Origin of the sequence: Amycolatopsis sp. cg9, from assembly GCF_041346945.1 — a bacterium.
In the GTDB taxonomy this organism is placed as follows: domain Bacteria; phylum Actinomycetota; class Actinomycetes; order Mycobacteriales; family Pseudonocardiaceae; genus Amycolatopsis.
Genome location: NZ_CP166850.1, coordinates 2,610,151 through 2,628,665 on the forward strand (window position 1 = coordinate 2,610,151; position 18,515 = coordinate 2,628,665).

Below are 18,515 nucleotides of genomic sequence, written 5' to 3' on the forward strand. Positions count from 1 at the left end.
GGCGAGGAACCCGTGGTGGTCCGGCGCGAGTTCGACCTCGTGCTGAGCCTTTACCGGCGCGAAGGCCACGGCCCGCCGCCGCACATCGAGCACCACTTCGCCGAGCTGCCGGACGGGCCGCTGACCGCCGCGCAGATCGCCGACGTCGAGCGGTTCGCCGTGCTCGCGGCCGAGGCGGTCCGCGCCGGGCGCCTGACGCTCGTCCGCTGCCACACCGGGCTCAACCGGTCCGGCCTGGTCGGCGCGCAGGCGCTCGTCGAACTCGGGCTCGGCGTGCCGGCGGCGATCGACCGCATCCGGCAGCGGCGCTCGCCGCGGGCGCTGCACAACCGGCTCTTCGTGCAGTACCTGGAGAGCGGGCTGCCGACCGCGCGGCTGCTGGCGGAGCTCGACTCTTGAGGTTCGGGGTCTTCCTGGTCAGCGGCCGCTTCCCCGGCCAGTCGGACGGCGACGTCCTCCGCCGGTCCGTCCGCGCCGCCGAGCTGGCCGAAGAAGCCGGCTTCGACGACGTCTGGTTCGCCGAACACCACTTCATGCCCTACGGCGTCTGCCCGTCGGCGATCACGCTGGCCGCGCACGTGCTCGGGCGGACGTCGCGGATCGGCGTCGGGACCGCCGTGAGCGTCCTGTCGACGACGCACCCGGTGGCGCTGGCCGAGCAGTGGGCGCTGCTCGACGCCGTTTCCGGCGGGCGGCTGCGGCTCGGCGTCGGGCGCGGTGGCCCGTGGCAGGACCTCGAAGTCTTCGGGACCGGGCTGGACCGCTACGAGACGGGCTTCGAGGAGACCCTCGACGTCTTCCTGCGGGCCACCACCGGCCGGGCGCGGGCCGGGGGACGGCACTTCGCGTTCCGGGAGGTGCCCGTGGTGCCGGCGCCGGAGCGGACCCCGGACGTCGTCGTGGCCTGCGGTGGGCCGAAGTCGGAAGCGGTGCGCCAGGCGGCGGACCGGAACCTGCCGCTGCTGCTCGGGCTGCACGCGGACGACGAGGAGAAGGCGGCCACCGTCGCGGCCTACGGGAAGCCGGCGGCCCACGTCTCGACCGTGCTCTGCCAGGTGGGGGACGCCGGCGTCGTCCGAAAAGCGTTGCCCGCGTGGTTGAAGGACGGGCTCGGCGCGCACGTCACGGTCGACGGGCGGCCGGGGCCGTCGCGGCACCCGGGGGAGTACACCGAACGGCTGTGCGCGATCCACCCGGTCGGCGACGCGGACCACTGCGTCCGGACCCTGGAAACGAGCCTCCGGCGCACCGGTGTCTCCCACGTGCTGATGCTCGTGGAAGCGTCGGGTACGCCGGAGGGCACCTACGCGAACATCGCGCGGATCGGCACCGAGGTGCTCCCCGCGCTGCGGGCTAGCAGTCCCGCAGTTCCGGGCTCTGGTTGAGCAGCTGGCCGCGCGGCGAGACGAACGCGCGGTAGCGGTCACCGTCCACTTCGGACTTCTTGAAGACGGCGACCCGGTGGCAGTTCTGGAACGCCAGCTTGACGCCGAAGTGGCGCTCGAGGCCACCGCGGATCGCGTCCGAGGCCAGCGCCCGCAGCAGCTGCCCGCGGGCGGCCTCGCTCGGCGGGGGCGTCTCGTTGTCGGCGAAGCCGTCCGCGGCGCCCTCGGCGTCGGCGATGACGCCGGTGATGACTTCCCAGGCGTACGGCAGGGATTCCTTGACGCAGGTGACGAACTCGGCATCGGTGACCTCCCCGCGCTCGGCCTTCTCCAGCAGCGCGGGTGACACGTCCAGGGACATCGAACCTCCAGTTTGAGCAGGGCCACCCTCTTGGCTACCGGCCGGGTGGCCCCGCCACAAGAGAAAACGATGATCATCACCAATATGGCGGAAGGCCCGGTCACTCCCAGCGGAAGAGCTTCGCCGCCAGCGCCGTCCCGGCCACCGCGAAGGCGGCGAGCACGACCAGCTGCAGCGGCTGCACCCCGGTGCCGACCCAGGCGTCCTGCAGCGGCTGCGAACCCGGCGGCACGTAGTCGCCGATCCGGCGGACGACCTCCGGCAGCAGCGGCCGCGGCAGGTACACGCCGCCGAAGAACATGGTCGGCAGGAACGCGACCATCGCGACGCCGGTCGCGGCCTTCGACGTCCGGGCGACCGCGGCCGCGACCAGGCCCAGCGCGAACATCGAGACGACGCCGAGCAGCAGCGTCAGGACGAACGAGAGCGGGTGCTTCGGCAGCGGGACGTCGTAGACGGCGTTGCCCAGCCCCAGCACCAGCGCGATGCCCGCGAGCGCGACCACGACGTGGATGAGCAGTTGCGCGCCCAGGAGGTTCGCCGGGTGCACCGGCGTCGTGGCCAGCCGGCGCAGCACCCCCTGCTCGCGGTAGGCGGTGACGGCGGCGGGGATCGACTGCAGCGCGAGCATCGCGAGGCTGACGACGATCAGCGACGGCACCCACGCGTCGATGAACCGGAACCCGCCGGTCTTGTCGCTGGGTTCGGTCATGCCGGGGATGGCGCCGATGGCGAGCAGCAGGATCGACGGCAGCAGGACGCCGGCGACCGCCATGAACGGCGAGCGGAGGAAGAGCTTCGTTTCGGTGGCGGTGATCTTGGCGAAGGTGTTCACAGCGCACTCCTGGTCAGCGAGACGAACGCGTCGTCCAAAGTGGACGCATTGACGGATTGGCGGAGCTCGGTCGGGGTGCCGGTGGCGACCACGCGCCCGGCGTCGAAGATCGCGACGCGATCGCAGAGCCGCTCGGCTTCGTCCATGAAGTGGGTGACGAGCAGGACCGTGACGCCGGTGGCGCGCACGCCTTCGACGAGCCGCCACGTTTCGCGGCGGGCGTGCGGGTCGAGGCCGGTGGTCAGCTCGTCGAGGATCGCCAGCTCGGGGCGGCCGACGAGGGCCAGCGCGATCGAGACGCGCTGCTTCTGGCCGCCGGAAAGCTTCCCGAACGCGCTGCGGGCGTGGTCGCGGAGGTCGAGCTGGCCGAGCAGGACGTCGACGTCAGCCGGGTCCGGGTAGAAGGACGCGAACAGCTCCAGCGCCTCGCGCACCCGCAGTTTCGCGGGCAGCTGGCTTTCCTGCAGCTGGACGCCGACGCGGCGGGTCAGCGCCGCGCGGTCGGTCGCCGGGTCGAGGCCGAGCACGGAGAGCGTGCCGCCGTCGGCCCGGCGCAGGCCCTGGAGGCATTCGACGGTGGTGGTCTTCCCGGCGCCGTTCGTGCCGAGGATGCCGAAGATTTCGCCGCGCTCGACGGTGAACGAAACGCCGTCGACCGCGACCCGGGTGCCGTAGCGCTTGCGGAGGTCGGTGACTTCGATGAGTGGCATGCCGCCAAAGCTACGAACCGGCGGCGCCACTCGGAATGACGCTGAAACCCCAGCTCAGGTAGCGTTTTGCTGAAGCGGGGGTGGGGCTGGGCCCACCCCCGTTGTGGGGCTCCGGGCAGTGCGCCCGCGCCGGCGGTTCGGCGAAGATTCCGGGGGAAGGAGGTGCCGGGATGACGTACTCGCGGGCCCTCGGCCGGGCGCTGGCGCTGGCCGCGCGTGCACTGCTGAGCTGGTTCGACGTGCTGGTCGAGCTGATCGCGTTCGCGCTGCTGTGCGTCGGGCTGGTGTTCTTCCTCGGCCCCGCGGTCGAATGGTCCCGCGGCCGCTCGACGACGGCCCGTGTGCTGGCCGGGCGCTGGTGCGGCGTCGAAGTCGAACCGCCGTACCAGCCCGAGCCGCCGGAGCCGGTCCGCGAACGCGACGGCTGGTACCGCGACGGCAACACGCTCTACAAGCGGGCGTTCTGGATCCGCTGGCAGCACCGGCTCACCTGGGCGCTGGAGGACCCGGCGGCCGAGCGCGAGTTCGCGTGGCAGCTGGTGAACCCGCTCGTCACGCTGTTCCTGCCGGTCGCCGTGCTGTTCGGCGGGCCGTCGGTGCTGCGCGGCTACGGCCGGTGGACGCGCTGGTGGCTCGGCCCCCGGCCGGTCGTCGAACGCCGGGGGAACTGGCTGCACCGGCACCTCGAGGCGCTGGGGCACCAGATCGGCATCCTCGTGCTTTCCCTGGTGCAGTTCGTCTTCTCGGCGTGGCAGCTGGTCGTCATCGCTGTCGCGATGCCGGTGGCGGCGCCGGTCGTGCTGTGGAGCCGGACCATCACGGACACCCTGCGCCGCGAAGCCGGGAACTGGACCGGGGTGCGGATCACCCGCCCGTACCTGCCGCCGCCCGGGCTGCCGGTGCCGCGGCCGGACGGGCTCTACCAGGTCGGCAAGCAGCTGTACGAGGAGCCGTTCTGGCCGGTGCAGCACGCCCGGCGGCGGTGGATCCTCGGCGACCGGGCCACTTGGCGCGACCTCGCCGGCGGCGGCCTGATCCCGCTCGTCTCGCTGGCGCTGACCCTGCCCACGGTGGCGCTGCTCGGCTGGGGGTTCGTCGGCCTGGTGACGCTGTGGGGGTGGCGGCCGTTCGTGAGCTCGCCGGTCCGCTGGCTGTTCCTGCCCGAGGTGTCGACGCACCTGGGCGCGCTCGCGCAGACCCCGCTGGCGCTGGCGATGATCGTCGCCGGCCTGGTCCCGACCACCTGGCTCGCCCGGCAGCAGGCCCGCTTCGTCAAGGTGTGGCTGGGGCCGACCGAGTCGTCGCGGCTCGCCCGGCGCGTCGAACGGCTCAAGCAGACGCGCGCCGACGTCACGGTCGCGCAGGCGGCGGAGCTGCGGCGCATCGAGCGCGACCTGCACGACGGCATCCAGTCCCGGCTGGTCGCGATGGGCATGAAGCTCGGCGCGGTGGAAGCGCTGGTGGACACCGACCCGGCCGCGGCGAAACGGCTCGCGGCCGAGCTGCGCGCGTCGTCGTCGGAGGCGCTCACCGAGCTGCGGGTGCTGATCCGCGGCATCCACCCGCCGGTGCTGTCCGAGCGCGGGCTGGCGGACGCGGTCCGCGCGCTGGCACTGGACAGCCCGCTCAAGGTCCAGGTCACCGGCTCGCTGCCGGGCCGGCTCGAGGAGCCGGTGGAGGCGTGCGCGTACTTCACGGTGTCCGAGCTGCTCGGCAACGCGGCGAAGCACGGTGCGAAGCGGGCGGCGATCGAGGTTTCCTTCGACGAGGACCTGCTGACGCTGGTGGTGACCGACGAAGGCCCGGGCGGTGCCAACCCGGCCCTCGGTTCGGGACTCCGCGGAATCGAGCGCAGGCTGGGCGCCTTCGACGGTAGGTTGACGCTGACCAGCCCGATCGGCGGGCCGACAAGGGCGACCGTGGAGCTCCCGTGTCAGATCGACCCAGAACCGTCGTCGCCGAAGACCAGTATCTCCTCCGAGACGGTCTGACGCACTTGCTGGCAGCGCACGGCTTCGACGTCGTCGCCGCGGTCGGCAGCGGTCCCGAACTGGCGGACGCGTTGCGGGAACACCGCCCCGAAGTGTCCATTGTGGACGTCCGGATGCCGCCGACGAACACCGACGAGGGCCTGCAGGTCGCACTGGCGGCCCGCCGCGAAGTCCCGGGGCTGCCGATCCTCGTGCTGTCCCAGCACGTCGAGCAGCTGTACGCGCGCGAGCTGCTGGCCGACGGCACGGGTGCGATCGGCTACCTGCTGAAGGACCGCGTGTTCAACGCGGACCAGTTCATCGACGCGGTCCGCCGGGTCGCCGCCGGCGGCACGGTGATGGACCCCGAGGTGATCGCGAAACTGGTGGCGGGCAACCCGTCCGACCCGCTGGGCGCGTTGACGCCTCGCGAGCGCGAAGTGCTGGGCCTGATGGCGGAAGGCTGCTCGAACGCGGCGATCGCCACGAAGCTGCACTTCAGCGAAGGAGCGGTCGGCAAGCACACGGCGAACATCTTCGCGAAGCTCGGGATCACGGCTTCGGACGACACGAACCGCCGCGTGCTGGCCGTTCTCGCCTACCTCGGCGCGGACGCTTAGCCGCGCGAGACCCGCGTCATCTCGTCGCGCTCGACGACCTTGACCCGCTCCCGGCCCGCGGCCGAACCGAGCGCCTTCTCGTGCGCGTCCAGGCGGCCCCAGCCGTCCCACGTCGTGAACGGGATGCCGCGGGCGGCCAGGAAGTCGAGGATCGCGTCGGGCGACGGGAACTTCGGTGCCGTCAACGTGTCCGCGTCCGCCAGCAGGCTCGCGACGGTTTCCGCCGCGTCGCCCTTCGTGTGGCCGATCAGGCCGACCGGGCCGCGCTTGATCCAGCCCGTCACGTACACGCCGGGGAGCTGGTTCTCGTCCAGGTCGAGCACCCGGCCCGCCTGGTTGGGGACGACGCCCGCCACGTGGTCGAACGGGATCTCCGGCAGGTGCGACGACAGGTAGCCGACCGCGCGGTAGACCGCCTGGACGTCCCAGTCGTGGAACTCGCCCGTGCCGCGCACGTTCCCGTCGCCGGTCAGCTCGGTGCGTTCGGTGCGCAGCCCGGTGACCCGGCCGTCCGCGCCGACGATCTCCGCGGGGGAGTGGAAGAAGTGCAGGTGCAGCCGCCGCGGCCGGGTGCCGGGCTCGCGGATCGCCCACTCCTGCAGCGTCTTCACGACCATGTCGATCTGCTTCGACGCCCGCAGCGCCGCGATGCTGCCCTCGTCGAACTCGATGTCCTCGGGGTACACGATGACCTCGACGTTCGGCGAGTGGTCGAGCTCCCGCAGCTCCAGCGGCGTGAACTTCGCCTGCGCCGGCCCGCGGCGGCCGAACACGTGCACGTCGGTCACCGGGCTGGCCTTCAGGCCCTGGTAGACGTTCTCCGGGATGTCCGTGGTGAGCAGCTCGTCCGCGGTCTTCGCCAGGACGCGCGCGACGTCGAGCGCCACGTTGCCGACGCCGAGGACCGCGACCGAAGACGCGGTCAGCGGCCAGGTGCGCGGCACGTCCGGGTGGCCGTCGTACCAGGACACGAAGTCCGCGGCGCCGTAGCTGCCGTCGAGGTCGGCGCCCGGGACGTCGAGCGCGCGGTCGGCCGACGCGCCGGTGGAGAAGATCACCGCGTCGTAGAACTCGCGCAGCTCGTCGAGCTTGATGTCGGTGCCGTAGTCGATGTTGCCCAGCAGCCGGATGTTCGGCTTCGACAGCACCTTCTCCAGCGCGGTCACGATGCCCTTGATGCGCGGGTGGTCGGGCGCGACGCCGTAGCGGATCAGCCCGAACGGCGCCGGCATCCGCTCGAACAGGTCGATCTGCACGTCGGCGTCGGACTTGTCGAGGATGTCGGCGGCGTAGATCCCGGCGGGACCGGCGCCCACCACGGCTACGCGAAGAGTTCGGCTCACACCCTCCACCGTAAGTTAGGGTCACCTAACTTGAAATGTGACGTGCAGTACGGTCCACCTGGTGGGAGGGGTCGGGCCGGAGCAGTGCCCGATCGGGTGTTGAGGTCATGATCGACTCTTTGTTAGCTTCGGAACAGGGGAGGAACGCCTCCTTTCGACGAGTCGAAAGTGGTGTGGTGACAATGCTTTTCCGACGTATCAGTCGTGCCTTCTTCGTTTTCGCCGTGGCCGCGGGGGTGGTGGTTCCCGGGGTCGCGGGCGCGGCCACGCAGACGACGCCGCACTGCGGGTCGAACATCGTCTGCTGGTACCACGGCATCAACTTCACCCGTGGTGCCGACGCCTGGACCCCGATCGCGTCCGGCGACTGCCTGTCCTTCGCGGAGAAAGGCGCGGGGGTCGGCGAGTCCGCCGGGAACGGCAGCGATTACCCGGCCCGGTTCTGGTCGAACGGCAATTGCACCGGGATCAGCAAGATCGTGAATCCGCAGACCGAGAACCCCAATCTCGGGTTCCAGGCCTTTTCCCTCGGCGGAATCTAACGCGTGGAGGGCGGTCCCGGGTAGCCGGTAAGCTCGGCGCCATGCGCGTCCTCGTCGTCGACAACTACGACAGCTTCGTCTACAACCTGGTCCAGTACCTGGCCCAGCTCGGCGCCGACTGCACGGTCTGGCGCAACGACGTCGTGGACCTCGACCGCGTGCCCGAGTTCGACGCCGTGCTGGTGTCGCCCGGCCCTGGGACGCCCGAACGCGCTGGTCAGAGCATGGACGTCATCCGCAGGTGCGCCGAGACGCGCACGCCGATGCTCGGCGTCTGCCTCGGCCACCAGGCGCTCGGCGTCGTCTACGGCGCGACCGTCGACCGCGCGCCGGAGCTGCTCCACGGCAAGACGAGCCAGGTGCGGCACACCGGCGCCGGCATCCTCAAGGACTTGCCGGAGGAGTTCACGGCCACCCGGTACCACTCCTTGACCGTGCTGCCCGAAACCATCGCCGAAGACGTCTTCGAGGTCACCGGGCGCACCGAGTCCGGCATCGTGATGGGCATGCGCCACCGCGAGCTGCCGCTGGAAGGCGTCCAGTTCCACCCGGAGTCCGTGCTCACCGAGGGCGGCCACCGGATGCTGGCGAACTGGCTGGCCACCGCCGGCCACCCCGTCGACCCCGCCCGGGTGGACGAACTCGAGCGCGCGACCAAGGCGCTCCAGAAGGCCGCTGTTGCGTGATCCGGCTCGAGGGGGTCGGCAAGCGGTACGGGCGCGGTGACTTCGTCCTCCGCGACGTCGACCTGACCGTCGAGCCCGGCCACGTCGTCGGCGTCCTCGGCAGCAACGGCTCCGGCAAGTCGACGCTGCTGCGGATCATGGCCGGCGTCTCGCACCCGACCACCGGGTCCCTCACCGGCACCCCGCGGGTCGGCTACCTGCCGGACCGCTTCCCGGCCGGGCAGCGCATGGGCGCGCGGGCGTACCTGCGGCACATGGCGCGCATCCACGGGCTCACCGACCTCTCGATGATCGACCCGCTGCTCGACCGGCTGGCGCTCGTCGGCGGCCCGGCCGCGCCGCTGCGCACGCTGTCCAAGGGCAACGCGCAGAAGGTCGGGCTCGCGCAGGCCGTCATGGTGCGCCCCGACCTGCTGATCCTCGACGAGCCGTGGTCCGGGCTCGACGTCGGCGCGCACGCGATCCTCGGCGAGCTCGTCGCCGAGACGCGGGCGCGCGGGGCGAGCGTCGTGTTCACCGACCACCGCCCGCAGGTCGTGCACGACCACGCCGACGTCGTCCACCTCATCGACGAGGGCCGGCTGACGGCGGAAAGCACCGAGCCGACCACCCGGATCGTCCTGCGCGGCGGCGGCACCGGCTGGGCCGACGAGCCCGGCGTGCGGCACGCGGTCGTCGAAGGCGCCCAGGTGGTGCTCACGGTCGAGGTCGCTTCGGTGGACGCGGTGCTGCTGCGGGCGTTGAAGGACGGCTGGTCGGTGCGGGAGGTGGCGCCGTGCTCGCCATGACCCGCTACTACCTGGTGCTGCTCGGCCATTCGCAGCGGTACCTGCCCGCGCTGCTCGCCTACCTCGCCCTCTGCGTGATCCTCTACGCCGACCCGAATTCGCCGCCGCTGCCGCTGTTCGGCGTGAGCGCCGGCGGTCTGCTGGTCGTGTCGTGCTGGCTGACGATCGCGCTGCTCGACATCGAAGACCCGGTCCAGCGGCTGGTGACCCTCAGCCACGCCCGCCGGTGGCGGCGGATGATCACCGGTGCCGTCCTCACGGTGCTGGCCTGTTCGCTGGTCCTCACGGTGATCACCGAGGTGTGGTCGGCGCTCAAGTCGTTCAAGGTCCAGCCGTCGGCGCTCGGCATCGGGCTGCTCGCCCACCTCGCGTGCGCGCTGCTGGGCATCGCGATCGCCCTCCCGTGCTCGCGGCTGCTGGTGCAGCGGATCGGCTGGACGGTGCTCGCCGCCGTCGTCACGTTGATCGTCGTGCTGCTGGCGAAGATCCCGCTGGTCCACCCCCTGCTGCACGCCCTGACCGACGAGGAACCGGTCGCCGGCCCGCTGGCGCTCGCGCTCGGGACGTCGGTAGTGGTGCTGGCCGTCAGCTTCTTCGCCGTCTCGACGCTGGTTCGCCGCCGGTCTTGATTGCAAATTGCAGAATTCAATTTCCGGACCGGGCTTCCTGTGGGACCACGTGGCCGACTAAGGTTCGGGGCCTCTCCGGTTCTGGGTGAACGGAGAACGGGTGACGGCTGGGATCGTCGCGATCACCGTGCCAGACTCCGACGGCGAGCTCCCGGAGCTCGCCGCCTGGCTGCGCGGCGAGGACGAACTCCGTGGCCGCGTCCAGCTCTTCGACGCCGTCGTGGTCGGCGTGACGAGCAATTCCGCCGGCGTCTTCTGCAGTTCCCTCTTCGCGTGGCTGCGGCGCTGCCGCGAAGGCCGCGTCTCCCTGAAGGTGAAGCGCTCCGGCGCGGCCGAAGAACTCGAACTCGACTGCGGTCCGGCGAGCGACGCCGAGCAGGTGCTCGGCGCCGTCCGGGGATTCCTCGACAAAGCCTGAAGCACGAAGAAGGCCCGCACGGCGAACCGTGCGGGCCTTCTCGCTGTCTCGCGCTAACGCGTGCTCGTCGGCGGGGTGAACGTGAAGCTCGGGATCCCGTTGCCTTCGGACACGTTGACCGTGACGTTCTGGTCCTTGCTGATCTGCGAACCCGGCGTCGGGTTCTGGCCGGTGATCGTGCCTTCCGGCGCGTTGCTGTTCCGGTCGGCCTTCTCGCTCAGCTTGCCGGTCCAGCCCATGCTCTCCAGCTTGTCCTGCGCCTGCTCCGGGGTCATCCCGACGAGGCTCGGCATCTGGATCTGGTCGCTGTTCTCCGGACCGGTCGAAACCGTCAGCGTGATCGTCGACCCCACGGCCAGCGAGCCGCCGTTCGGGTTCTGCGTGATGACGCTGTCCTTCGGCACCGAGTCCGAAGCCTGCTCGACCTTCTTGGTCTTGAACCCGAGCCCGCGCAGCGCCGAATCGGCCTGCGAGTACGGCTTGCCGGTGAAGTCCTGGACCGTCTTGAGTTCCTTGGACTTCGCGACCGTGATCTGCACGCTGGTGCCCTCGTCGACCTCCGACGACGCCGTCGGCGTCTGCCCCTGCACCAGGCCGGCCTGGTTCGGGTCGTCGACCTCGACTTCCTGGACATCCGGGTTCAGCGTCAGCTTCGCGTCGGTCAGCAGCTTCTCGGCCTGGTCGCGCGTCTTGCCCTTGAGGTCCGGCACGCTGGCTTTACCGGGCGCGACGCCGACGTACAGCGTGATCTTCGTGGAAGTCGCGACCTGGGTACCGACACCGGGGTCGATCTTGATGACGTTGTTGATGTCGTCCTGGGTGCAGGACGGGCTGCCGTCGGTCGGCTGCACGCCGCAGGTGATGTTCTTCGTGTCGAAGGTCTTGAAGCCCTTGCCGATCAACGTTTCCTTGGCCTGCGGGACCCGCTGGTGCAGCACGTCCGGGATGGCCACGGTGGCGTTGTCGTTGCTCTTGAACGAGCCCGACAGCCACATGATCAGCAGCACCGCGCCCAGCACGAACACCGCCGCGAGCGCGGCGAGGATCGTCCGGCGGCGGCGCTTGGCCTTCGGGTCCTCGTCGTCCGGCTCGCTGTACTCCTCGTAGCGCTGCGGCTGCCGCCGGTCGGCGTTCATCACCTGCGTGCGCTCGTCCTCGGACATCACCATCGGCGCGGCCGGGCGCTGGCCCGACAGGGTGCGCACGAGGTCCGAACGCATCTCCGCCGCCGACTGGTAGCGGTTCGCCGGGCCCTTGGCCAGCGCCTTCAGCACGACGGCGTCGAGCTCCGGCGCCACCGCCGGGTTCACCGACGACGGCGGGTTCGGGTCCTCCCGCACGTGCTGGTAGGCGACCGCGACCGGGGAGTCGCCGGTGAACGGCGGCTCGCCGGTGATGAGCTCGTAGAGCACACAGCCCGCGGCGTAGACGTCGGAACGGGCGTCGACGGACTCGCCGCGCGCCTGCTCCGGCGACAGGTACTGCGCCGTGCCGATCACCGCGGCGGTCTGGGTCATGGCGGACTGGCCGTCGTGCATCGCGCGCGCGATGCCGAAGTCCATCACCTTGACCGCGCCGTTCTTCGTGATCATCACGTTGGCCGGCTTGACGTCGCGGTGCACGATGCCGTGGCGGTGCGAGAAGTCCAGCGCCGCGCAGACGTCGGCCATGACCTCCATCGCCCGCTTCTGCGACATCGGGCCTTCGGTCTTGACGATGTCGCGCAGCGTCCGGCCTTCGACGTACTCCATGACGATGTACGGCAGCGGCCCGAACTCGGTGTTGGCCTCACCCGTGTCGTAGACCGCGACGATCGCCGGGTGGTTCAGCGCGGCGGCGTTCTGCGCCTCGCGGCGGAAGCGCTCCTGGAACTGCGGGTCCCTGGCGAGGTCGGCACGGAGGATCTTGATCGCGACTTCCCGGCCGAGGCGCACGTCGTGGCCGTGATGGACCTCGGACATGCCTCCGTAGCCGAGCGTTTCGCCCAGCTCGTACCGGTTGGAGAGCAGTCTGGGTGTGCTCATCTCTGGGTGCCGTTCCATTCCGTCCAAGGTGTGGTCATGATGCCTTGCTGGCCATCGTCGGTCGTGCCGGGAGACTCCGCCGGTAGGACACTCGTAGCGGGCGGCTCTTCCGTGGGCGGCTGTCTGCCCGGGACCACCTGGCTCGTCGTCTGGCCGGTGTGCGGCGGGGAGCCGGAACTGCCGATCATCTTGGCGATCAGCACGATCCCCGCCACCAGGACAACGAGCAGGATCGCCGCGAGGAGCGCCCACCAGCCCCACTGGGACTTCTTCTTCGGGACCGGCATCATGACCGGCCGCACCGCGGGGCGGGACGGCGGGCCGATGACGACCATGGGGTTCACCGCCGGGGACGGCGGGCCGACCGGCATGTGCTGCTGCTGCGGCGGGACCGGCTGCGGCGGAACCTGCTGCTGCTGCGGCGGCTGTTGCTGCGGTTGCTGGCCGGTCGCGTAGGCGGCGTTGACCAGGCCGGACGGCGTCGGCAGCGGCAGCCCGGCGCGGACCGCGGCGACGGCGGCCGCGAACTCGCCGCCGTTGTTGTAGCGCTGCCGCGGGTCCTTGACCAGCGTCGCCTCGATCACCGCGCGCGCCGCGGGCGGCACGTCCGGTGGCAGCGGCGGCGCGATGTCGCGGATGTGCATCATCGCGACCGTGACGGCGTTCTCGGAGAGGAACGGCCGGTGCCCGGCGAGGCATTCGTACCCGCACACCGCGAGCGAGTAGACGTCGGACGCCGGCTCCGCCGGGTGCCCGAGCGCCTGCTCCGGCGCGATGTAGTGCGCGGTGCCCATGACCATGCCGGACCGGGTGACCGGGGCCGCGTCCGCGGCCTTCGCCACCCCGAAGTCGGTGATCTTCACCTGGCCCGCCGACGTCACCAGGATGTTGCCCGGCTTGACGTCGCGGTGGACCAGGCCCTGCTCGTGCGCGGCCTGCAGCGCGTTGCCCGCCTGCTCGAGCATGTCGAGCGTGAACTCCGCCGACAGCCGCCCGTGCTTGGCGAGCAAGCCGGCCAGCGGGTCGCCGTCGACGAGCTCCATCACGAGGTACGCGATCGACAGGTCGCCGTCGAACACGGTCTCGCCGTAGTCGTGCACCGCGGCGATGCCGGGGTGGTTGAGCGACGCCGTCATCCGCGCTTCGGTCCGGAAGCGGTGGAGGAATTCGGCGTCACCGGAGAGCTCGGCCTTGAGGATCTTGACGGCCACGGTCCGGTCCAGCCGGGTGTCGCTGGCCTGCCAGACCTCGCCCATCCCGCCGACGGCGATCCGGCTCGTCAGCTTGTACCTCTCGGCCAGCAGCTGGCCCGAGGACAGCATCCGCTATCCACCCCCGAGCTTGGCGTTGATCGCGGCGCGGCCGATCTCCGCGGCGACCGTGCCGCCGGTGGCCGCGAGCCCGCGGTTGCCGCCGTCTTCGACGATGACGGCGACCGCGATCTGCGGGTCGTTCGCCGGGGCGAAGCCGGTGTACCAGGCGTGCGGCGCGGTGTTCTTGGAGTCCGTGCCGTGCTCGGCGGTGCCGGTCTTCGACGCGATCTGGATGTCGGCGCGCTTGCCGCCGCCCTTGGTGAAGCCCTCGGAAGCGATCATCATGTCCTTGAGGATCGCGGCGTTCGACGACGAAAGTGCCGCCGTGCCGGTGAGCTCGGTGGGGCTGTAGTCCTCGATGGTCGACAGGTCCGGCGCCAGCACCGACTGCACCAGCTGCGGCTTCATCGCCATCCCGCCGTTGGCCACGGTGGCCGCGAGCAGGCAGTCCTGCAGGGGCGTCAGCCGGACGTCGCGCTGGCCGATGCCGCTCTGGTAGAGCGCGTCCTGCGAGTCGAGCGGGCCGACGGTCGAAGCGGCGACCTTCATCGGCACGGTCAGGTCGGTCTGCCCGATGCCGAAGTTCGCCGCCGTCTTCTTCATCTTGTCCGCGCCCAGCTGGCCGGAGAACTGCGCGAACGGCACGTTGCAGGAGTGCGCGAGCGCGTCCTTGAACGTGGTGCCGGGGCACGCCTGGCCCGCGTAGTTCTCCAGGGTCTTGCTGACGCCGGGGACCTTCGTGTTCGGTGCCGAGTCGATCTGGGTGTCCGGGCCCTTGCCGTCTTCGAGCGCCGCCGCCGCGGTGACGAGCTTGAACGTCGAGCCCGGCGGATAGGTCTCCGAGATCGCCCGGTTCAGCATGGGCTTCTTCGGGTCCTTGTTGTTCGCGTTCCAGGCGTCGGTCTGCGCCTTCGACGTGTGCGAGGCCAGCTGGTTCGGGTCGTACGACGGCGTCGAGACCATCGCCAGGATCCGGCCGGTCTTCGGCTCCATCGCGACGACGGCGCCGGTGTAGCCCTTCTGCGTCATCAGGTCGTACGCGGCCTTCTGCACGGCCGGGTCGATGGTCAGCCGGACGTTGCCGCCGCTGGGGTCGCGGCCGGTGACCATGTCCGACAGCCGCCGCACGAACAGCCGCGGGTCGGACCCGTTGAGGACGTCGTCCTCGGCGCGCTCGAGCCCGCCGGCCCCGTAGTTGATCGAGTAGTAGCCGGTGACCGGCGCGTACATCGGGCCGTCGGCGTAGGTCCGGATGTACTTGTACTTGTCGTTCGACGGGTCGACGCTGGCCAGCACCTCGCCGTTGGCCTGCGACACGATCTTGCCGCGCTGGCGGGCGAACTCGTCGTAGAGCACGCGGGCGTTGCGCGAGTCGGTGCGGTAGTCGTCGGCCTTCACCACCTGGATGTAGGTGGCGTTGGCCAGCAGCAGGACGACCATGACGAGCATCGCCATGCCGACCTTGCGGAGCGGGGTGTTCATGCCTGCGCGCCCCCGTCCGCCGGCGGGCGCTGCACGAGCACGGTGTGCGCTTCCGCGATCGGCGCCTGGGGCTGCTGCTGCGGCTTCGGGCGGGTGGCCGGCTTGCGGGCGGCGTCGGAGATCCGGAGCAGCAGCGCGACCAGGATGTAGTTCGCGAGCAGCGACGAGCCGCCCTTGGACAGGAACGGCGCGGTGATACCGGTCTCCGGGATGAGTTTCGTGACCCCGCCGACGACGACGAAGATCTGCATGACCATGGTGAACGCGAGCCCGCCGCCGAGCAGCTTGCCGAACGTGTCGCGCACCGCGAGCGCGCTGCGCATGCCCCGCATCGCGACCAGCAAGTACAGCATCAGGACGGCGGCCAGCCCGATGAAGCCGAGCTCTTCGCCGATCGAGGCGGTGATGAAGTCGGTGTTGGCCTCGGGCACCATGTCCGGCCGCCCGGCGCCGAGCCCGGTGCCGCCGACGCCGCCGGTGCCGAGCCCGAACAGGCCCTGTGCGAGCTGGTAACCGCCGCCCGCCTCGTCGTAGGTGGCCAGCGGGTCCAGCCAGTTCGCGACGCGCTGCTGGACGTGCCCGAAGAGGTTGTAGGCGATGACGCAGCCGACCGCGAAGAAGCTCAGGCCGAGGACGACCCAGATGGCCCGCTCGGTCGCGACGTAGAGCATCACCAGGATGACGCTGAAGAACAGCAGCGACGTGCCGAGGTCCTTCTCGAACACCAGGACGCCGATGCAGACGAACGCGGCGATGAGGATCGGGCCGAGGTCGCGGGCGCGCGGCAGCTCGACGCCGACGAGCTTCTTGCCCGCCACCATGAACAGGTCCCGCTTCGACACCAGGAACGAAGCGAAGAAGATCATCAGCAGGATCTTCGCGAACTCGCCCGGCTGGATCGAGAAGAACGGCAGCTTCAGCCACACCTTGGCGCCATTGACCTCGGAGAGGCTCGACGGCAGCAGCGCGGGCAGCGCCAGCGCGACGATCCCGACCAGGCCCGCGGTGTAGCCGTAGCGGGTCAGCGTGCGGTGGTCGTTGACCACGATCAGCACGACGACGAAGAACACCAGCGAGATCACCGTGAACAGCACCTGCGCGGTGACGGCCGGCGTGTAGTCCTTGCCGTTCTGCACCGCCCGCTCGGCCAGCGCCAGGTCGATCCGGTGGATCATCACCAGGCCGATGCCGTTCAGCAGCGCGACGCAGGGGAGCAGCACCGGGTCCGCGTACGGCGCCCACTTGCGGACGGCGAGGTGCGCACCGGTCAGCACGCCGAGGTAGGCGAGGCCGAGCCAGAGGATCGACGTGGTGAGTTCCTGCTCCTGGTTCGCTTCGACGAGCACCAGTGCGATCGTGACGATGAACGCCGCGAAGCCCAGCAGGACGAGCTCGGTGTTGCGGCGGGTCGGGACCTCGCGCGGCGGGTTCGTCTGGAACTGCGCGGCGAGCGGTTCGGCGGAACGCGCGACGGGCTGGCCCATCAGTTACCGCCTCCCGTCGTCGGTGCCGTCGAACTCGGCGTCGAGCAGTCCCTCCCCGCTGGCTGGTTCGCCGACGATGGAGCAGTGGAACCGGCCGGGACCGACGGCGTCGTCGTCGGCGTGACCGGGTTGGTCGGCGTCGGCGAGGTCTGACCGCCCGTCGGCGCGCAGTTGTTCAGGCGCTTGTGCAGCTGCAGGAAGTCGTCGATGTACTTCCGGGCGTCGTCGAGGCTGTCCTTCTTGACGCCGTTCTGCACGGCGAGCCGCGCGTCCTCCTGGAGCTGGGTGACGCGCAGCTTGTCCGTGCACACCTGGTTGGGCGGGCAGGAGCCCTGCTCGTAGGTGTGCAGGTCGATCCCGAGGATGCTGCCGGGGACGCCGCGGTAGATGACGACTTCCTCGTCCGCACCTTCGCCGACATAGTACTGACTCAGCACGAAGTACCGGGTGGCGATGGCGGCGGCGGCGAGCACCACGAGAACGACCAGCGCTCCGGCCAGCCAGCGGAACCGCTTCCGGCGCTTGGCTTTCGGGTCTTCGGACGGCTGCGGCAGTTCGGGCCGCTGCTGCGGCGGCGGCTGGGTCAGCGCCCTGGCCCGCGCCGCGGGCGAGTCGCCCTGGTGCAGCTCGTCGCTGCCGTCCCCGGCGGCGCCGCCCACGATGGGCGCGTCCTCGCCGAAGTCGACGTCGACCACGTCCGCGATGATCACGGTGACGTTGTCCGTGCCGCCGCCCTTGAGCGCCAGCTCGATCATCCGGTCCGCGCACTGCTGCGGGTCCGGGATCTGCACGGCCTCGGTCAGCGTCTCGTCGCTGACCATGCCGGACAGCCCGTCCGAGCAGATCAGGTACCGGTCGCCGGCGCGGGCCTCGCGCACGGTCAGGCTCGGCTCGACCTCGTGCCCGGTGAGGGCCTTGAGCAGCAGCGACCGCTGCGGGTGCACCGCCGCCTCTTCCGGCGTGATGCGGCCCTGTTCGAGAAGTTCGTTGACGAAGCTGTCGTCGCGCGTGATCTGCGCGAACTGGCCGCCGCGCAGCAGGTAGGCGCGCGAGTCGCCGACGTGCACCAGCCCCAGGCGCGTGCCCGCGAACAGCACCGCGGTGAGCGTCGTGCCCATGCCGTCGAGATCGGGGTCCTGCGAGACGAGTTCGGCGATGGCGGCGTTGCCGTTGGCCACCGCCTCCCGCAGCTGGGCGAGGAGGTCGTCGCGCGGTTCGTCGTCGTCGAGCGGGGCGAGCGAGGCGATGACGACCTTGCTGGCCACCTCACCCGCCGCGTGGCCACCCATACCGTCGGCGAGCGCGAGCAGGCGAGGGCCGGCGTACACGGAGTCCTGGTTGCTCGAACGCACCAGGCCCCGGTCGCTGCGGGCTGCGTAGCGGAGGACGAGAGTCATGGGCGAAGCTCGATCACCGTCTTGCCGATCCGGATGGGGACTCCGAGCGGGACCCGGAGGGGTGCAGTGACCTTAGCCCGGTCGAGGTAGGTCCCGTTCGTCGAGCCCAGATCTTCCACGTACCAGTCCTCACCGCGCTGGGCGATCCGGGCGTGCCGGGTCGACGCGTAGTCGTCGTCGAGCACCAGCGTCGAGTCGTCGGCCCGGCCGATCAGGATCGGCCGGCCGTCCAGCGCGATGCGCGTCCCCGCCAGTGCGCCGTGGGTGACCAGCAGCTGCTGCGGGGACTTGCTGTTGCGCGGCTTCTTCTCCTTCTTGCGCCCGAAGGTCGGCACCTGGACGCGCATGCCCGACGCCGCGTAGAGGTCCGACCGGACGACTCTGAGCGCGGCGAACACGAAGAGCCAGAGCAGCACGAGGAAGCCCACCCTGGTGAGTTGTACGACCAGCTCTGGCACTTGGTGTGTCCGCTCCCGACTCGTCCGTGCAGCCGCGACGCGGGTACGCCGCGGTCCCCCCGCACGTCAA

Annotated in this window: 19 protein-coding genes; 9 read left to right on the forward strand and 10 right to left on the reverse strand. The window is 70.7% G+C overall.

Annotation, left to right across the window (positions count from 1 at the left end; genetic code table 11):
* Positions 1 to 15: 15 nt before the first annotated feature.
* Together AB5J73_RS12240 and AB5J73_RS12245 are read left to right on the forward strand one after the other, a co-directional pair.
* Positions 16 to 399, forward strand: a complete 384-nt coding sequence (locus AB5J73_RS12240; protein ID WP_370969809.1) for a protein phosphatase — start codon at positions 16 to 18, stop codon at positions 397 to 399.
* Positions 396 to 1,385 carry an LLM class flavin-dependent oxidoreductase gene (locus tag AB5J73_RS12245; protein WP_370969811.1) on the forward strand — a complete coding sequence of 330 codons (990 nt, stop codon included), beginning with the start codon at positions 396 to 398 and terminating at the stop codon, positions 1,383 to 1,385. Before AB5J73_RS12240 ends, AB5J73_RS12245 begins: the two co-directional genes overlap by 4 nt.
* Here the strand turns inward: AB5J73_RS12245 and AB5J73_RS12250 are convergent.
* The 3 genes from AB5J73_RS12250 to AB5J73_RS12260 form a co-directional block, all read right to left on the reverse strand.
* Positions 1,354 to 1,746 carry an SCO5389 family protein gene (locus AB5J73_RS12250; RefSeq protein WP_370969812.1) on the reverse strand — a complete coding sequence of 131 codons (393 nt, stop codon included), beginning with the start codon at positions 1,744 to 1,746 and terminating at the stop codon, positions 1,354 to 1,356. The two genes, AB5J73_RS12245 and AB5J73_RS12250, sit on opposite strands and share 32 nt — an antisense overlap.
* A gap of 100 nt (positions 1,747 to 1,846) precedes the next feature.
* Positions 1,847 to 2,581, reverse strand: coding sequence for an ABC transporter permease (locus AB5J73_RS12255; protein WP_370969814.1), 735 nt, complete (start codon positions 2,579 to 2,581; stop codon positions 1,847 to 1,849).
* Positions 2,578 to 3,291, reverse strand: a complete 714-nt coding sequence (locus AB5J73_RS12260; RefSeq protein WP_370969815.1) for an ABC transporter ATP-binding protein — start codon at positions 3,289 to 3,291, stop codon at positions 2,578 to 2,580. Before AB5J73_RS12260 ends, AB5J73_RS12255 begins: the two co-directional genes overlap by 4 nt.
* Positions 3,292 to 3,461: 170 nt before the next feature.
* Between AB5J73_RS12260 and AB5J73_RS12265 the strand changes: the two genes are divergently transcribed.
* Together AB5J73_RS12265 and AB5J73_RS12270 are read left to right on the forward strand one after the other, a co-directional pair.
* The gene (locus AB5J73_RS12265; RefSeq protein WP_370969816.1) at positions 3,462 to 5,282 is read left to right on the forward strand and encodes a histidine kinase; all 1,821 of its coding nucleotides are present in this window, start codon (positions 3,462 to 3,464) and stop codon (positions 5,280 to 5,282) included.
* The gene (locus AB5J73_RS12270; RefSeq protein ID WP_370969818.1) at positions 5,222 to 5,881 is read left to right on the forward strand and encodes a response regulator; all 660 of its coding nucleotides are present in this window, start codon (positions 5,222 to 5,224) and stop codon (positions 5,879 to 5,881) included. The genes AB5J73_RS12265 and AB5J73_RS12270 overlap by 61 nt, the downstream gene beginning before the upstream one ends.
* On the opposite strand, the gene AB5J73_RS12275 is transcribed toward AB5J73_RS12270, so the two are convergent.
* A complete protein-coding gene (locus AB5J73_RS12275; RefSeq protein ID WP_370973111.1) occupies positions 5,878 to 7,197 on the reverse strand; it encodes an FAD-dependent oxidoreductase in 1,320 nt (439 codons plus the stop codon). The two genes, AB5J73_RS12270 and AB5J73_RS12275, sit on opposite strands and share 4 nt — an antisense overlap.
* A 251-nt stretch (positions 7,198 to 7,448) precedes the next feature.
* On the opposite strand from AB5J73_RS12275, the gene AB5J73_RS12280 reads away from it, so the two are divergent.
* The 5 genes from AB5J73_RS12280 to AB5J73_RS12300 all read left to right on the forward strand — a co-directional run bounded on the left by AB5J73_RS12280 (position 7,449) and on the right by AB5J73_RS12300 (position 10,287).
* Entirely contained in the window at positions 7,449 to 7,766 is a 318-nt protein-coding gene (locus AB5J73_RS12280; protein ID WP_370969820.1) for a hypothetical protein, read from the forward strand.
* Between the two features lie 41 nt (positions 7,767 to 7,807).
* The gene (locus AB5J73_RS12285; protein ID WP_370969821.1) at positions 7,808 to 8,452 is read left to right on the forward strand and encodes an aminodeoxychorismate/anthranilate synthase component II; all 645 of its coding nucleotides are present in this window, start codon (positions 7,808 to 7,810) and stop codon (positions 8,450 to 8,452) included.
* Entirely contained in the window at positions 8,449 to 9,240 is a 792-nt protein-coding gene (locus AB5J73_RS12290; RefSeq protein WP_370969822.1) for an ABC transporter ATP-binding protein, read from the forward strand. The genes AB5J73_RS12285 and AB5J73_RS12290 overlap by 4 nt, the downstream gene beginning before the upstream one ends.
* Positions 9,228 to 9,869 (forward strand): hypothetical protein, encoded by a 642-nt coding sequence (locus tag AB5J73_RS12295; RefSeq protein ID WP_370969824.1) that lies wholly within the window; start codon positions 9,228 to 9,230, stop codon positions 9,867 to 9,869. The genes AB5J73_RS12290 and AB5J73_RS12295 overlap by 13 nt, the downstream gene beginning before the upstream one ends.
* Positions 9,870 to 9,969: 100 nt before the next feature.
* A complete protein-coding gene (locus AB5J73_RS12300) occupies positions 9,970 to 10,287 on the forward strand; it encodes a hypothetical protein (protein ID WP_370969825.1) in 318 nt (105 codons plus the stop codon).
* Between the two features lie 53 nt (positions 10,288 to 10,340).
* Here the strand turns inward: AB5J73_RS12300 and pknB are convergent, their stop codons facing one another.
* Genes pknB through AB5J73_RS12330 form a run of 6 tightly spaced genes read right to left on the reverse strand, consistent with a single transcriptional unit; the run spans position 10,341 to position 18,445 of the window.
* Positions 10,341 to 12,311, reverse strand: coding sequence for a Stk1 family PASTA domain-containing Ser/Thr kinase (gene pknB / locus AB5J73_RS12305; protein WP_370969826.1), 1,971 nt, complete (start codon positions 12,309 to 12,311; stop codon positions 10,341 to 10,343).
* Positions 12,308 to 13,633: a serine/threonine-protein kinase gene (locus AB5J73_RS12310; protein WP_370969827.1), complete on the reverse strand. Its 1,326-nt coding sequence runs from the start codon at positions 13,631 to 13,633 to the stop codon at positions 12,308 to 12,310. Before AB5J73_RS12310 ends, pknB begins: the two co-directional genes overlap by 4 nt.
* Before the next feature lie 3 nt (positions 13,634 to 13,636).
* Positions 13,637 to 15,106 carry a peptidoglycan D,D-transpeptidase FtsI family protein gene (locus AB5J73_RS12315; RefSeq protein WP_370969829.1) on the reverse strand — a complete coding sequence of 490 codons (1,470 nt, stop codon included), beginning with the start codon at positions 15,104 to 15,106 and terminating at the stop codon, positions 13,637 to 13,639.
* Positions 15,103 to 16,590, reverse strand: a complete 1,488-nt coding sequence (locus tag AB5J73_RS12320) for an FtsW/RodA/SpoVE family cell cycle protein (RefSeq protein ID WP_370969830.1) — start codon at positions 16,588 to 16,590, stop codon at positions 15,103 to 15,105. Before AB5J73_RS12320 ends, AB5J73_RS12315 begins: the two co-directional genes overlap by 4 nt.
* Complete coding sequence (locus tag AB5J73_RS12325) at positions 16,590 to 17,987, reverse strand: PP2C family serine/threonine-protein phosphatase (RefSeq protein ID WP_370969831.1); 1,398 nt, start codon at positions 17,985 to 17,987, stop codon at positions 16,590 to 16,592. The genes AB5J73_RS12320 and AB5J73_RS12325 overlap by 1 nt, the downstream gene beginning before the upstream one ends.
* Complete coding sequence (locus AB5J73_RS12330; RefSeq protein WP_003079002.1) at positions 17,984 to 18,445, reverse strand: FHA domain-containing protein; 462 nt, start codon at positions 18,443 to 18,445, stop codon at positions 17,984 to 17,986. The genes AB5J73_RS12325 and AB5J73_RS12330 overlap by 4 nt, the downstream gene beginning before the upstream one ends.
* Positions 18,446 to 18,515 lie beyond the last annotated feature (70 nt).